The 14320-nt window shown below is 65.2% G+C and carries 11 protein-coding genes and 1 pseudogene; 7 read left to right on the top strand and 5 right to left on the bottom strand.

Annotated features, from left to right (window positions below; genetic code table 11):
* The 3 genes and pseudogenes from E5X34_RS08410 to E5X34_RS08400 form a co-directional block, all read right to left on the bottom strand.
* Nucleotides 1-1789 (bottom strand): annotated as a pseudogene (locus E5X34_RS08410) (AAA family ATPase); the annotation flags it as partial.
* 63 nt (nucleotides 1790-1852) lie between these two features.
* A complete protein-coding gene (locus E5X34_RS08405) occupies nucleotides 1853-2599 on the bottom strand; it encodes a DsbA family protein (protein ID WP_292562993.1) in 747 nt (248 codons plus the stop codon).
* Between the two features lie 154 nt (nucleotides 2600-2753).
* A complete protein-coding gene (locus E5X34_RS08400; RefSeq protein WP_292562991.1) occupies nucleotides 2754-3263 on the bottom strand; it encodes a DUF721 domain-containing protein in 510 nt (169 codons plus the stop codon).
* A 32-nt stretch (nucleotides 3264-3295) separates the two neighbouring features.
* On the opposite strand from E5X34_RS08400, the gene mutY reads away from it, so the two are divergent.
* Complete coding sequence (mutY, locus tag E5X34_RS08395) at nucleotides 3296-4417, top strand: A/G-specific adenine glycosylase (RefSeq protein ID WP_292562990.1); 1122 nt, start codon at nucleotides 3296-3298, stop codon at nucleotides 4415-4417.
* A 10-nt stretch (nucleotides 4418-4427) separates the two neighbouring features.
* A complete protein-coding gene (locus E5X34_RS08390) occupies nucleotides 4428-5039 on the top strand; it encodes an HAD family phosphatase (protein ID WP_292562988.1) in 612 nt (203 codons plus the stop codon).
* 56 nt (nucleotides 5040-5095) lie between these two features.
* On the opposite strand, the gene E5X34_RS08385 is transcribed toward E5X34_RS08390, so the two are convergent.
* Nucleotides 5096-6229, bottom strand: a complete 1134-nt coding sequence (locus E5X34_RS08385; RefSeq protein ID WP_292562986.1) for a site-specific DNA-methyltransferase — start codon at nucleotides 6227-6229, stop codon at nucleotides 5096-5098.
* Between the two features lie 173 nt (nucleotides 6230-6402).
* Between E5X34_RS08385 and E5X34_RS08380 the strand changes: the two genes are divergently transcribed.
* Complete coding sequence (locus E5X34_RS08380; protein ID WP_292562983.1) at nucleotides 6403-7092, top strand: HAD family phosphatase; 690 nt, start codon at nucleotides 6403-6405, stop codon at nucleotides 7090-7092.
* A 36-nt stretch (nucleotides 7093-7128) separates the two neighbouring features.
* On the opposite strand, the gene E5X34_RS08375 is transcribed toward E5X34_RS08380, so the two are convergent.
* Nucleotides 7129-7866: a hypothetical protein gene (locus E5X34_RS08375; RefSeq protein WP_292562981.1), complete on the bottom strand. Its 738-nt coding sequence runs from the start codon at nucleotides 7864-7866 to the stop codon at nucleotides 7129-7131.
* Nucleotides 7867-7994: 128 nt separating this feature from the next.
* On the opposite strand from E5X34_RS08375, the gene thrC reads away from it, so the two are divergent.
* From thrC to E5X34_RS08355, 4 genes are read left to right on the top strand one after another with little or no spacing between them, the layout of a single operon-like run.
* Nucleotides 7995-9392 carry a threonine synthase gene (gene thrC, locus E5X34_RS08370; protein ID WP_292562979.1) on the top strand — a complete coding sequence of 466 codons (1398 nt, stop codon included), beginning with the start codon at nucleotides 7995-7997 and terminating at the stop codon, nucleotides 9390-9392.
* A gap of 14 nt (nucleotides 9393-9406) precedes the next feature.
* Nucleotides 9407-10699 (top strand): pitrilysin family protein, encoded by a 1293-nt coding sequence (locus E5X34_RS08365; protein ID WP_292562978.1) that lies wholly within the window; start codon nucleotides 9407-9409, stop codon nucleotides 10697-10699.
* A gap of 16 nt (nucleotides 10700-10715) precedes the next feature.
* Nucleotides 10716-11312: a GNAT family protein gene (locus E5X34_RS08360; protein WP_127867093.1), complete on the top strand. Its 597-nt coding sequence runs from the start codon at nucleotides 10716-10718 to the stop codon at nucleotides 11310-11312.
* A gap of 2 nt (nucleotides 11313-11314) precedes the next feature.
* Nucleotides 11315-14203, top strand: a complete 2889-nt coding sequence (locus tag E5X34_RS08355) for an EAL domain-containing protein (RefSeq protein WP_292562975.1) — start codon at nucleotides 11315-11317, stop codon at nucleotides 14201-14203.
* Nucleotides 14204-14320 lie beyond the last annotated feature (117 nt).

Genomic DNA, 14320 nt, shown 5'->3' with positions numbered 1-14320 from the left:
CCTGAAGACGACGGCCGTCGGCGGCGTCGACAATGCCGATCTGCGCCAGGCGGCGGGCGAGTTGCGCCGGCGCATGCACCACGCTTGCCAGGCTCTTCACACCCTCGGGCAATACGGCATCGCCCGGCTGCACCGCGCTTTCGCCCCAATGCACCGGGGCGCTGCGGTCGAGTGGCACGTCGAGGTCCTCGCCAAGCGCCGCGCCAAGCGCCGTCTCGTAGCCGCGCTCGACGCTGATCTGCTCAAGCACCGACGGGAAAAGATCGCCGCCGCTGGTGGCGTTGAGGATCTTCGCCAGCGTGCGCGCTTCCGTCTCAATGCGCGCCAGTTCCGCCCTGGCATCCTGCAGCGGCGGCCTTGCGGCGCTCTCGGTGGCGCGGGCCTCGGCGACCGCCTGCTCGGCGGCAATGGCGCCGGCCTCGCTCTCTTCCAGCCGGACCAGGGCGTCCTCGACCAGCAGCCGCTTTTCAGCGGGATCGGGCAGGCCGGAAATGCGCGCGACGATGTCGGAAAGCTCGCGGTCGACCTCGGCGAGCTGGCGGGCGAAGCGATCGCGGCGCTCGGCGGTTTCGCGCAGCGAGCGCTCAATCTGGTGGCGCGAGGCCGCCGCCTCGGCGCGCTCGGCGGTCAGCGCGGTAAGTCTTGCCTCGCTTTGCGACAGCGTAGCACCTGCCTGCTCGAAGGCGGCGCGTGTGGTCGCCTCGCGCTCGACGGCGCCGGCGTTTTCCGAATTGAGCTCTGCTTCCTCGGTGCGCAGGCGCTCGAGGATGTCGGCATTGTCGCGCACCATCCGCTCCTCGCGGGCGATGTCGGCGTCGAGCTGCTGCAGACGGCGCTCAAGCTCGGTCTGGCGCGCGCGGATGCGGCCGGCCTCTTCCTCGATCTGCGTCTTGGCGATCGACAGGCGCTGGAAGGCGGCGGCCGCGGCGGCTTCGGCGTCGCGCAGGTCCGGCAGCCGATGGGCGGCGATGCCCTGCTCCCTGGCCGCGGCCATCTGGGCGGCGGCGCGGTCGCCGACCAGCGTGGTGGCAACGGCAAGGGCGGAGCGCGCCTCGCCTTCCTGGGCTTTTGCCAGCGTCCAGCGCAGATGCAGGAGCGTCGCCTCGGCCTTGCGGATATCGGCCGACAGGTTCTTGAAGCGCGAGGCCTGGCGCGCCTGGCGCTTCAGGCTTTCGATCTGGCCTTCCAGCTCGCCGACGACGTCGTCCAGCCGTTCGAGATTCTGCTCGGCAGCCTTGAGGCGAAGCTCGGCCTCGTGCCGGCGCGTGTGCAGGCCGGAAATGCCGGCTGCTTCTTCGAGCAGCGCGCGGCGCGCCTGCGGCTTTGCCTGGATCAGCTCGCCGATGCGGCCCTGGCCGACCATGGAGGGCGAGCGTGCGCCGGTCGACTGGTCGGCAAAGAGCAACTGCACGTCCTTGGCGCGGGCCTCCTTGCCGTTGATGCGGTAGAGCGAGCCGGCCTCGCGCTCGATGCGGCGCGACACCTGCAGTTCGTCGGCATCGTTGAAGGCGGCGGGCGCGGTACGGTCCGTGTTGTCGAGGAAAAGCGTGACTTCGGCGGTGTTGCGGGCCGGACGCGCGCCGGAGCCAGAGAAGATCACGTCGTCCATGCCGGACGCGCGCATGTTCTTGTAGGAGCTTTCGCCCATCACCCAGCGCAAAGCTTCGACGAGGTTCGACTTGCCGCAGCCGTTCGGCCCGACAATGCCGGTCAGCCCGCGTTCGATGACGAACTCGCCAGGCTCGACGAAGGATTTGAAACCGAGAAGGCGAAGGCGCGAAAATTTCATTCGCGCCGCCCAACACTACAGGCGTGGGCGCCGAAGCCGGACCGCTTCGGCGCGGCCTGGATGTCAGAGCAGAGGGTCGATGATGGCCGACATTTCCTCAATCGACATCGCCCCTTTGTAGGTCTTTCCGTTGATGAAGAAGGTCGGCGTCGAGTCGACCTTGAACTCGTCCGCTCCGCGTTTCTGGACCGCTCTCACATCGTCCAGAAGTTTCTGGTCCGTCAAGCAGGACTCAAAGGACTCCTGTGTAAAACCGGCGAGCTTCGAGATCTGCAGCAGCGCTTCCTTGGTGTTGTTGACACCAACCCAGCTCGGCTGCTGCTTGAACAGCACGTCGACCATGGCGAAGTAATTGTCCTTGGAGCAGCGCGCCAGCATGAAGCCGGCCTCGGCGCTCGGATCGAACGGGAATTCGCGCAGGATATAGCGCGCCTTGCCGGTGTCGATGTACTTGGTCTTCAACTCAGGGAAAGTGGTCATGGCGAAATGCGCGCAATGCGGGCAGGTCATCGACGCATATTCGACGATGGTGACCTTGGCGTCGTCCTTGCCGAGCTGCTTTTCGGGCAGCGCGCCGGGCTTGAGCAGTTCCGCCATGTCGACCGTGCCCTGTGCTTCCGGCACCTGTGCGGCCGCCGGAGTAGCGGCGGGCTTGGCAGGCGTCGACGGGTCGGCGGGCTCCACGTCGGCGGCCTTGGCCTCCTCGCCGGAGTCGCTGCATGCGGCAAGCAGCGCCACCGCAGGAACAACGGCCAGCGCTGTCAGAAGGTTTCTGCGGGACAAGCTATTGCCAAACGGGGCACGGTTCATGCGAATCACCTGATATCGGTTGGATTTTGCAATGCAAGGGCTAGAAAAGGCGAGAGTTGGCGCGAATTAAGGCATCGCGATCCCCAATCCAATCGCGAAACTTAATCACGAGCATCACGAATGCGCGAGATTGGTGACGCATTCATGACGCTTCTTACGACCCTTTGGGCTTCCTTTCACCCAAAATTGTGGCGCCGAGCCGCTCCAGCGAAGCGCGCAGGCCGTCATCCTCAATCTTGCCGACCAGATGCGAAAGCTTCGCCTTCTCGGGCTCGGTCAAGGGTCGCGGCGCAGGCTTCGGCCGCGCCCTTTGCGAAAGCACCGGCTTCTGCAGGATCTTGATGCGGCCGATGGCGTTGAAGCCCAGGAAGGCGTTGACGCGGTTGATGACCTCACCGGCCTCGTGCTGCAGGTGCAGCGCCGCCATGCCCTCGCAGGCGACGATCAGCGTCGCCGGCTCGAACGGATCGTCCTCATGCAGCCGGCGCGGCCACTGGATTTTTTCCGGGCGCGAATGAGTGGCCAAGCGCGGCCCGGCGATTTCCTCCCAGGACTGCACCAGCCCGATCGAGATGCCGGCGCGCTTCTTCAGCACCGGGTCGAGGATCTCGGTGGCGAGATCGCTTACCGGAACGGGATTGCCGAAGGCCCTTTTCCCTGCCATGTGCGTTCTCCAGTCCCCAGTTCATCCGATCAATGGCACCGCTCGACCAGACCCGCAAGGCATCACAGAAAGCCGCGTCCGAAGACATGGGCATCGCGTCCCGCCTGCTTGCCTGGTACGACGCGCATCACCGCGACCTGCCCTGGCGCGTCACGCCGGTTGGGTTTGCGCGCGGCGTGAGGGCCGATCCTTATCGCGTGTGGCTGTCCGAGGTGATGCTGCAGCAGACCACAGTCGAGGCGGTAAAGGCCTATTTCCGCAATTTCGTCGAGAAATGGCCGACGGTCGAGGCGCTGGCGGCGGCCCCCGCCGAAGACGTGATGAAAGCCTGGGCCGGGCTTGGCTACTATTCCAGGGCGCGCAATTTGAAGGCCTGCGCCGACCTCGTCGCGCTGCGGGGCGGCCGCTTTCCCGACACCGAGGCGGGCCTGCGCGAATTGCCCGGGATCGGCGCCTATACCGCGGCGGCCATCGCGGCGATCGCCTTCGACCGGCCGGCGGCGGTCGTCGACGGCAATGTCGAGCGGGTCATGACCCGGCTCTATTCGATCGAAACCCCGCTCAGCGAGGCCAAGCCGCAAATCCGCGCGCTGATCGAAGAGCTGGTGCCGCAGACGCGGCCCGGCGATTTCGCCCAGGCGATGATGGATCTCGGCGCGACGATCTGTACGCCGAAACGGCCGCGCTGCATGCTGTGCCCGGTCCGCGAGGATTGCAGCGCAATTCTCAGCGGCGATCCCGAGCGTTTTCCGGTCCGCCTGCCGAAGGACGATAAGCCGTTGCGCAAGGGCGCGGCCTTCGTCGCCGAGCGCAATGACGGCGCCATCCTGCTGCGCAAGCGGCCTGAGAAAGGCCTGCTCGGCGGCATGACCGAGGTGCCGACCACGGGCTGGACGGCGCGGATCGACGGCGCCACGACGGCCGACGCCGCGCCCTTTCCCGCCGATTGGCGGCGCGCCGGGCAGATCGGCCATGTCTTCACCCATTTCGCGCTTGAGCTCGAAATCTTTCATGCCAGAGTCAGAGGCGATGCGCCGTCGGGGCATTTCTGGTCGCTGGCCCATGAAATTTCCGGGGAAGCGCTGCCCACCGTCATGAAAAAGGTAATCGAGGCGGCCATACCGGGCGCGACTAAAAAACGGCACTCGCAGTGAAAGGCCCGCAATGACTGAAATCCGCCATATCGTGTTCGACATCGGCAAGGTGCTGGTCCACTACGATCCCGACATCCCGTTCAGCCGGCTGATCCCCGATGCCGGGGAGCGGAAATGGTTCTTCGACAATGTCTGCACCAGCGCCTGGAATCTCGAGCAGGATCGCGGCCGGACCTGGGAAGAAGCCGAAGCGCTGCTGATCGCCGAGCATCCCGGCCATGCCGAGAACATCCGCAATTTCCGCCGCTACTGGCACGAGATGGCGCCGCACGCCTATGAAGACAGCGTCGCGTTGCTGGAAGGCCTGATCGAGGACGGCCGCGACGTCACGCTGCTCACCAACTGGGCCTCGGACACGTTTCGCGAGGCCCGCGCCCGTTTTCCGTTCCTGGAAAAGCCGCGCGGCGTCACCGTCTCCGGCGACATCGGCCTGATCAAGCCGGACCGCGCCATCTACGACCATCACGTCGCGTCGTTCGGGCTCGATCCGGCGGCCTCGCTGTTCATCGACGACAGCCAGAAGAATGTCGACGGCGCCAAGGCCGCCGGCTGGCAGGCGGTGCTGTTCACCGACGCCGGGACGCTTAAAGCGGATCTTGGACGGCTTGGGATTAGGGCCTGAACTGAATCGCTTGCAGCGATCTGTTTAAGCGTCGAATCAAGGGCGAGCCTGGCGGCTCAGCCCCCTGCCCGCTCCATGCCGAGGCGGGCGATGCGGCGCAATTCGTCGATCGGGGTCAGGCCGCCGCTGCGCTCATAGTGCCAGAAGGTCCAGCCGTTGCAGGCGTCGAGCCCCTGGACCTCGGCGCCGATCTTGTGGATGGAGCCGGCGCTGTCGCCGATCGCCAGCGTGCCGTCGGCGCGCACTTTCGCCGCCCAGCGCTTCTTGGCGTCGTAGAGCGTGGCGCCGGGCGCGACAAGGCCGTTGTCGATCAGGCTGATGAAGGCGACGCGCGGCTCGGCGCGCTTGCCCGAAAGCACGGTGAGGTCGGCGCTTTCCAGCGGGCGCACCGCGGCGATCCGCTCATTGGCGGCGTCGATATAGGCCTGCTCGCGCTCGATGCCGACGAAGTGGCGGCCGAGGCGCTTGGCGACCGCGCCCGTGGTGCCGGAACCGAAGAAGGGATCGAGCACGACGTCGCCCGGCTTGGTCGAGGCCATCATGATGCGGGCCAGCAGCGCCTCCGGCTTCTGTGTCGGATGCAGTTTGTTGCCGTTCTCGTCCTTCAGCCGCTCGCCGCCGGTGCAGATCGGGAACAGCCAGTCGGAGCGCATCTGCAGATCGTCGTTCGAGGCCTTCAGCGCTTCGTAGTTGAAGGTGTAGCCCTTGGCCTTCTGGTCGCGCGAGGCCCAGATCATCGTCTCATGCGCGTTCTGAAAACGGCGGCCGCGGAAATTCGGCATCGGGTTGGTCTTGCGCCAGACGATGTCGTTGAGGATCCAGAAGCCGAGATCCTGCATGCGGGCGCCGACGCGAAAGATGTTGTGGTAGGAGCCTATGACCCAGATGGTGCCGCTGGGCTTCAGCACCCGGCGCGCCGCGAGCAGCCAGGCGCGGGTGAAGGCGTCATAGGCTTCAAAACTCTCGAACTGGTCCCAGTCATCGTCGACGGCATCGACCTTGGACTGGTCGGGACGGTGCAGGTCGCCGTCGAGCTGCAGATTGTAGGGCGGGTCGGCAAAGATGATGTCGACCGACTTTTCCGGCAGGCGGTCGAGGGCGGCGACACAATCGCCCTTGAGGATCGTGTCCAGCCATTCGGACTTAAGAGGGGCGTGGGAAAGCTCGTCGAGAAGACGCACGGCAGACATCAAAACACCCAAACAAACGCGTTACGGTTTACTGGCTGTTATGGTTACCGATCAGCGTAAACATTCGGTGAAGGCCCGGCGCCTGACCCTCAGCGGTTTGCGCCGGCCGGCCCGTTGGTGTATGCCGCGCCGCTTAAGCCAGTCAGGCTCCTCCCCCAACGACCCGGATTGCCATGCCCCAGCCAGATCTTGTCATTTTCGATTGCGACGGCGTGCTCGTCGATTCCGAAATCATAGCCGCGCGCGTCGAGGCCGAGCTTCTGACATCTGCCGGATTCGAGATTTCGGCGGAGGAAATTTCCGAGACCTATGCCGGGCTGACCTTCAAGGACATCATGCTGCGGCTCGAGGAGAAGTCGCACATTCCGTTCCAGGCCTCGCTGATCGACCGCGCCGAGGAGCTGGTCGACCGCAAGCTGCGCAACGACGTGCGCATCATCGACGGCGCCCGCGAGGCGGTGGCCGCCGTCACCGCGCCGCGCGCCGTCTGCTCCAACTCACGCACCGAACGGGTCGAGTTCATGCTGGAGAAGGTGCGGCTGCTGCCTTTCTTCGCCGGCCGTATTTTTTCGGGGCTGGATATCCCCAGCAAGAAGACCAAGCCGGCGCCGGACGTGTTCCTCTACGCCGCAGAGAAGCTCGGCGCCAACCCGAGGAACACCTTCGTCATCGAGGATTCCGTGCACGGCATCGCCGGCGCCAGGGCGGCCGGCATGCGCGTCATCGGCTTCACCGGCGCCGGGCACAGCTATCCGGGCCATGCCGATGCGCTGACCGAGGCCGGCGCCGAGACGGTCATCCGGCGCTGGGCGGAGCTGAGCGGTACGCTCGCCGCGCTCTCGGAGTGGTCGGAAGACGCCTAGCCGTCGTTCCGAACAGTCCACGCCTGTTCAGACCGACTAATTCGTCACCGGAGCGCGCTTCTTCCTCTTGCCCTTCGCCTTGTCGGTGGCCGGCACCGGCGTGTTCTCGTCAAAGCCGGCATAGGCCTGGTAATCCTTTGCGGAAGGCTCCGGCACCACGACATTGGTATCGGTGAAGACGAACTGGGTTGCGGCAGACGGATCGGTGACCTGCACCTGGTACTGGTGAAGCTGCGAATAAAGCACCTCGTCGCCATGCTGGACCGCGATGCGGATCGGCATCGTGACGGTTCCGGGCGCGAACATCGGACCCGGCACGACCTTGCCCGCGACCGCGATCTTCATCGACAGCTGGCCGTTGGCATGGGTGCAGTCGCGCGTCATGTCCGAGATCGAGGCCTGGTAGATGATCTTGGACGGATCGTGAGCGGGATCGACCGGCTGGCCGTTGGGACCGGTCTGGGCCGCAGCGGCGGCGGCCGCCTCAGCCTCAGCGTCAGCCTTCTTTTTCTTCGGCTTCGCCGTCGCGCCCTTGGCATAGGTGTTGAAGAAGGCTGTCCCGTCGCGCAGCGTCACTTTCGGGCAATAGGCCTGCAGCTGACTGGCGAGTATCTTGGGGTCCTGCGGCGGTATCGGAGCTGTCGGATCGGGTTTCTTGCCGATGCCAAGGTTCAATATGCCATTGTCGCTCGATTGGCAGCCGGCGGCGGCAAGCATAAAGCCGGTGAACGCCAGACCCGCGACAAAGCGACGGTTGACCGAAAAAAACGCCATGAAACTGCACTTCCCTCTCACAATGCCGGTGACGTATAGCAACGGCGCGGCAAAAATGCGACTGAGCCGGCTCGGAAAATTAACCAATTGCCGTGGATGACGCGACCGGCAGCAATGGGCTTTTTACGATGCAATATGTGAGTACCCGCGGCGATGCTCCCGCGCTTGGATTTTCGGACGCGGTGCTGGCCGGCCTGGCGCGCGACGGCGGGCTTTACGTGCCCAGCGAATGGCCGCGGTTTTCGGCCGCCGACATCCGCGCCATGCGCGGGCTTGCCTATCCCGACCTTGCCATCCGCGTCTTGACGCCATTCCTCGGCGGCGAGATCGCGGCGCCCGTCTTCGAGCGGCTGGTGCGCGAGGCCTACGCCACGTTCCGGCATGAGGCCGTCTGCCCGCTGGTGCAGACCGGCAAGAATACCTTCATCCTCGAGCTGTTCCACGGCCCGACGCTGGCCTTCAAGGACGTGGCGATGCAGTTGCTGGCGCGGCTGATGGACCATGTGCTCGCCGAACGCGGACAGCACGCGACGATCGTCGGCGCCACCTCCGGCGACACCGGGGGCGCTGCGATCGACGCCTTCGCCGGCCGCGACCGCACCGACATCTTCATCCTTTTCCCGCACGGCAAGGTCTCGCCGGTGCAGCAGCGCCAGATGACGACGTCGAGCGCGGCAAACGTCCACGCGCTGTCGGTCGAAGGCAATTTCGACGACTGCCAGGGCCTGGTGAAGGATATGTTCAACGACCACGCTTTCCGCGACAGGGTGTCGCTGTCGGGCGTCAATTCGATCAACTGGGCCCGCATCATGGCTCAGATCGTCTATTATTTCTCGTCCGCTCTGTCGCTCGGCGCGCCGGACCGGCCGGTTTCCTTCACCGTGCCGACCGGCAATTTCGGCGACATCTTCGCCGGTTATGCCGCCAAGCGCATGGGCCTGCCGATCGAGCGGCTGATCATCGCCACCAACGACAACGACATCCTGGCGCGCACATTGGCGAGCGGCGAATACCGCACCAGGGGCGTGTTCGCCACGACCTCCCCGTCGATGGACATCCAGGTGTCGTCGAATTTCGAGCGGCTGCTGTTCGAGGCGGCTGGCCGCGACGCCGAAACGGTGCGCCGCTACATGAACGGGCTGAAGCAGTCGGGCGCCTTCACCATCGAGGAAGGCGAACTTAAGCGCATCCGCGCCGAGTTCGACGCCGACCGTGCCACGGTGGACGAGGTCGCGGCCACCATCCGCGCGACGCTCGAGAAAAGCAACTACCTGCTCGATCCGCACACGGCCGCCGCCGTTCATGTCGCCGCTTCCCACGCTTCCGGTCCGGTGCCCATGCTGGTGCTCGGCACCGCGCATCCAGCGAAATTCCCGGCCGCGGTCGAGGCAGCGAGCGGCGTCACCCCTGCCCTGCCCGCATGGCTAGGCGGCTTGATGACAGCCGACGAAAAATACACGATACTTCCATCCGACTTGAAAATGGTGGAAGATTACGTGAACCGCCACTCGCGGGCGGCGCGTTAGGGAGTACTTGCCATATGGGTGTTGAGGTAAGCCGTCTGTCGAACGGCCTGACAGTCGCCACCGAAACCCTTCCAAGCATCGAATCGGTTGCCCTAGGGGCCTGGGTGAAGTCCGGCGCCCGCAACGAGCGCGACGAAGAGCATGGCATGGCCCATCTGCTCGAGCACATGGCGTTCAAGGGCACGAAGCGCCGCAGCGCCTTCGAGATCGCCTCGGAAATCGAGAATGTCGGCGGCGAGATCAACGCCGCCACCAGCGTCGAGACGACCTCCTACTATGCCAGGGTGCTTTCCGACGACGTGCCGCTGGCGGTCGATATCCTGGCCGACATCCTGCAGGAATCCGAATTCGATCCCGACGAGCTGGAGCGCGAGCAGCATGTGATCCTGCAGGAGATCGGCGCCGCGCACGACACGCCCGACGACATCGTCTTCGACCGCTTCACCGAAACCGCCTTCCGGCATCAGACCATCGGCCGCTCGATCCTGGGCACGCCGGAGACGGTCAAATCCTTCACTTCGGGACAGCTGCACGACTTCATCGAGCGGCAATACGACGCCGAGCGCATGGTCCTCGTGGCGGCCGGCGACATCAAGCACGACAATTTCGTGCGCGAGGTCGAGAAGAAACTCGGCGGCTTCCGCGCCAAGGCGGCGGGCAATATCCCGCAATACGCGCAATATGTCGGCGGCGACTTCCGCGAGGACCGCGACCTGATGGATGCGCAGATCGTGCTCGGCTTCGAGGGCCGCGCCTACCATGTGCGCGATTTCTACGCCTCGCAGGTGCTGTCGATGATCCTGGGCGGCGGCATGTCGTCCAGGCTGTTCCAGGAAGTGCGCGAGAAGCGCGGCCTCTGCTACTCGGTCTATGCCTTCCACTGGGGTTTTTCCGACACCGGCATCTTCGGCGTGCATGCCGCGACCGGGCAGAGCGACATCGCCAAGCTGGTGCCGGTGATCATCGACGAATTGCAGAAGGCCGGCCAGAGCATCCAGCAGGAAGAGCTCGACCGGGCGCGCGCGCAATATCGCGCCGGCCTCATCATGTCGGCCGAAAGCCCGGCCAGCCGCGCATCTCAGATCGCCAGGCAGTTGCTCCTGTTCGGCCGGCCGATCGCCAAGGAGGAATTGATGGAGCGCCTTTCGGCGCTGACCGTCGAGCGGCTGACCGATCTCTCCTCGCGGCTGTTCTCGACCAAGCCGACGCTGACCGCGGTCGGCCCCGTGGGCACGCTTGCGCCCTATGAGGCGATCCTCGAATCGCTTGCGGGTCCGCAGACGACGGCCCGCCGGCTCGCCGTCTAGCCTCCGTTCCAGAGTCGTGTTCGCGCTCCCTTTCTTTCGCCGCGACCTGCCGGCGCTGAAGGGCGAAAAGGTCATGCTGCGCGTGCCGCTGACCAACGACTATCGCGAATGGTCGACGGTGCGCGGCGAAAGCCGCGCCTTCCTCGAGCCCTGGGAGCCGCGCTGGCAACCCGACGAGCTCGACCGCACCGCCTGGCGGCTGCGCATCAGCCGCTACCGCGAGGATTACGCGCAGGGCACGGCCATCGCCTTCTTCATCTTCGAGAAATCGAGCGGCAAGCTTGCCGGCGGCATCACGCTGGGCAACATCCGCCACGGTGTCGCGCAGAGCGGCCATATCGGCTACTGGATCGGCGAACGCTTCGGCAGCCGCGGCCTGATGACCGAGGCGGTCAAGCTGGTGTCGCGCTTCGCCTTCGATACGCTGAGGTTGCACCGGATCGAGGCTGCCTGTATTCCCGAAAACGCCCGGTCGATCCGCGTGCTTGAAAAAGCCGGATTCCGGCGCGAAGGACTTCTCCGATCCTATCTCAGGATCAACGGCATCTGGCAGGATCACTACCTCTACGCCCGGATCGCGGACGACCCGCCGGGTGATGGAACGAAGGGCTGAATGTGACGAATTTTTCGCGATTAGCGTCGCTGTTCGCCCTTATTCTGGCGGTCGTCGTCACGTTTTTTGCGGCCATGCCGGCTTTCGCCGTCGAGCCCATCAAGATCGCGCGCGACGACAAGGCGCTGGACCTTTCCGGCGCCGTGCAAATCTACCGGAACCAGGGCGAGAACTTCCAGGTCTCGACCGCGCCAGGCCCCGACGGCATCGTGCGGCGCATCGAGGTGGAGGCCAATGACGCCCGTTCGAGCGGCGACTGGGCCGTCTTCGCGCTGGCCAACACCACCGACCAGCAGCTCGACCGCCTGATCGTCGCGCCGCATTTCCGCCTGGTGAACTCCGGCATCTTCTGGCCCGACCTCGGCTCGACCCGCATCGCCGCGATCACGCCCAGCGAGGGCTTCGCGCTCGACCGCCAGACAAGCCCCGACGCCGACGTGTTCCGCGTGACGCTGAACCCTGGAACGGTGGTGACCTTCATCGCCGAGCTCGCCTCACCGAAACTGCCGCAGGTCTATCTCTGGGACCCGGATTCCTACAAGGACTCGGTCAATTCCTACACGCTGTTCCGCGGCATCGTGATCGGCATCTCGGGCCTTCTGGCGCTGTTCCTGACGATCCTGTTCGTGGTCAAGGGAACCTCGATGTTTCCGGCGACCGCGGCGCTCGCCTGGGCGGTGCTGGCCTATATCTGCGTCGACTTCGGCTTCCTCAACAAGATCATCGAGATATCGCCCGGCAACGAGCAGATATGGCGAGCCGGCACGGAGGTGGCGCTTGCCGGAACCTTCGTGGTGTTCCTGTTCGCCTATCTCAACCTCAACCGGTGGCATGGCCATTTCAGCTACGGCGCGCTGGTCTGGATCCTTGGCCTGCTTCTGATTGCGGGCGTCGCCATCGTCGATCCCGCGGTCGCCGCCGGCATCGCCCGCATCTCCTTCGCCGCCACCGCGCTCACCGGCCTCGGCCTCATCATCTTCCTCGGCATTCGCGGCTATGACCGGGCCATCATGCTGGTGCCGAGTTGGGTCATGGTGCTGCTCTGGCTATGCGGGTCGTGGATGGCGATCACCGGCATGCTGGACAACGACATCGCGCAGCCGGCGCTGGGCGGCGGGCTGATCCTGATCATCCTCTTGATCGGCTTCACCGTCATGCAGCATGCCTTTGCCGGCAGCGGGGCGCATCAGGGCCTGTTCTCCGACCTCGAGCGGCAGGCGCTGGCCGTCGCCGGCTCGGGCGACATCGTCTGGGACTGGGACGTGCTGCGCGACCGCGTGGTGACCAAGCCGGACATCAGCCTGCAGCTCGGCCTTGCGCCCAACAGCCTTGGCGGCGCCGCCCGCAACTGGCTCCCGGTGCTGCATGCCGATGATCGCGACACCTTCCGCACCACGCTCGACGTGGTGCTGGAGCACCGCCGCGGCAAGGTGGCGCAGAATTTCCGGCTGCGCGGCGCCGACGGCCACTACCACTGGTTCTCGCTGCGCGCCCGCCCGGTGATCGGCTCCGACGGCGAGGTGATCCGCTGCGTCGGCACCATGGTCGATGTCACCGAGCAGAAGAAATCCGAGGAAAGGCTGCTGCACGATGCCGTGCACGACAACCTCACCGGCCTGCCGAACCGCGAATTGTTCATGAACCGGCTGGAGGCGATCATCTCGATCGCCCGCACCGAGGACAAGGTGCGCCCGACGGTCTTCATCATCGACATCGACCGCTTCAAGCAGGTCAATGACGGCCTTGGCATTTCCGCCGGCGACACGATTCTGCTCACCGTCGCGCGCCGGCTGCACCGGCTGTTGAAGCCGAAGGATTCTCTGTCGCGCTTTGCCGGCGACCAGTTCGCGCTGATGCTGCTTTCCGAGCAGGACCCTGCCCGCATCGCGGCCATGGCCGACGCCATCAAGCACGCGATCAACAACCCGATCACCTTCGCCAAGCGCGAGATCGTGCTCACCGCCTCGATCGGCCTGATCACCTGGACGACGGCGCAGACTTCCGCCGAGGACATGGTCAAGGACGCCGAGCTTGCCATGCACCAGGCCAAGCGCTTCGGCGGCGATCGCATCGAGCCGTTCCGGCCTGCCTTCCGCACCGTCGGCACTGATCGCCTGCAGTTCGAATCCGACCTTCGCCGCGCCATCGAGCGGCGCGAGTTCACGCTTGCCTACCAGCCGATCGTGCGGCTGGAGGACGGCAGCGTCGCCGGCTTCGAGGCGCTGCTGCGGTGGGACCACCCGCGCCGCGGCATGATCCCGCCGGGGGATTTCATCCCGGTGGCGGAGAATTGCGGGCTGATCGTGCAGCTCGGCCTGTTCGCCATGCAGCAGGCGGCCGAGGACCTCGCGGGCTGGCAGAAGCAGATCGGCGACGCGCCGCTGTCGGTGTCGGTCAACCTGTCGAGCCGCCAGTTGATCCGCCGCGACCTGGTCAGCGACGTGCGCTCCGTCATCGCACGCGCCAATCTGAAGCCGCGCTGCTTCCGGCTCGAACTCACCGAATCCCTGGTGATGGACAATCCCGAGCAAACCGCGCATGTGCTGACCAAGCTGAAGCAGCTCGGCATCGGACTGTCGCTCGATGATTTTGGCACCGGCTATTCCTCGCTCTCCTATCTGACGCGCTTCCCCTTCGACACGATCAAGATCGACAAGAGCTTTGTTGACGACGCCACACCGAAGCGCGCCGTGCTGCTCAAATCCATGGTCAACATGGCGCATGAGCTCGGTCTGTCGGTCGTGGCCGAAGGCATCTCGGACGAAAGCGATGCGCTGGAACTCCGCCAGATGGGCTGCGAATATGTGCAGAGCTTCATGTTCGGCGCGCCGATGCCCGGCGACCAGGTGCTGAAGACGCTGAGGGAGCAGTATCCGCTGACCCAGGCTTAGAGGCCGTTTGGAAGCTCTACTCCTGCAGCTATCTGGTGCCGCTTTCTGCGCTTCCGGTGCTCACGTACTTCAAGTACGCTCCGCTCCGGTTCTCGAAATCACCACTATATGACTCGC

Source organism: Mesorhizobium sp. (assembly GCF_004963255.1).
Classification (GTDB): Bacteria; Pseudomonadota; Alphaproteobacteria; order Rhizobiales; family Rhizobiaceae; genus Mesorhizobium.
This window is presented reverse-complemented; position numbering and strand designations above follow the sequence as displayed.

Excerpts from the sequence above, each read along its gene's own strand:
- E5X34_RS08380 (WP_292562983.1), top strand. The coding sequence starts at position 6,403 with ATGCCCCAGCCAGATCTTGTCATTTTCGATTGCGACGGCGTGCTCGTC.
- E5X34_RS08400 (WP_292562991.1), bottom strand. The coding sequence starts at position 3,263 with ATGGCAGGGAAAAGGGCCTTCGGCAATCCCGTTCCGGTAAGCGATCTC.
- E5X34_RS08385 (WP_292562986.1), bottom strand. The coding sequence starts at position 6,229 with ATGTCTGCCGTGCGTCTTCTCGACGAGCTTTCCCACGCCCCTCTTAAG.
- E5X34_RS08375 (WP_292562981.1), bottom strand. The coding sequence starts at position 7,866 with ATGGCGTTTTTTTCGGTCAACCGTCGCTTTGTCGCGGGTCTGGCGTTC.
- E5X34_RS08405 (WP_292562993.1), bottom strand. The coding sequence starts at position 2,599 with ATGAACCGTGCCCCGTTTGGCAATAGCTTGTCCCGCAGAAACCTTCTG.
- thrC (WP_292562979.1), top strand. The coding sequence starts at position 7,995 with ATGCAATATGTGAGTACCCGCGGCGATGCTCCCGCGCTTGGATTTTCG.
- E5X34_RS08390 (WP_292562988.1), top strand. The coding sequence starts at position 4,428 with ATGACTGAAATCCGCCATATCGTGTTCGACATCGGCAAGGTGCTGGTC.
- E5X34_RS08365 (WP_292562978.1), top strand. The coding sequence starts at position 9,407 with ATGGGTGTTGAGGTAAGCCGTCTGTCGAACGGCCTGACAGTCGCCACC.
- mutY (WP_292562990.1), top strand. The coding sequence starts at position 3,296 with ATGGCACCGCTCGACCAGACCCGCAAGGCATCACAGAAAGCCGCGTCC.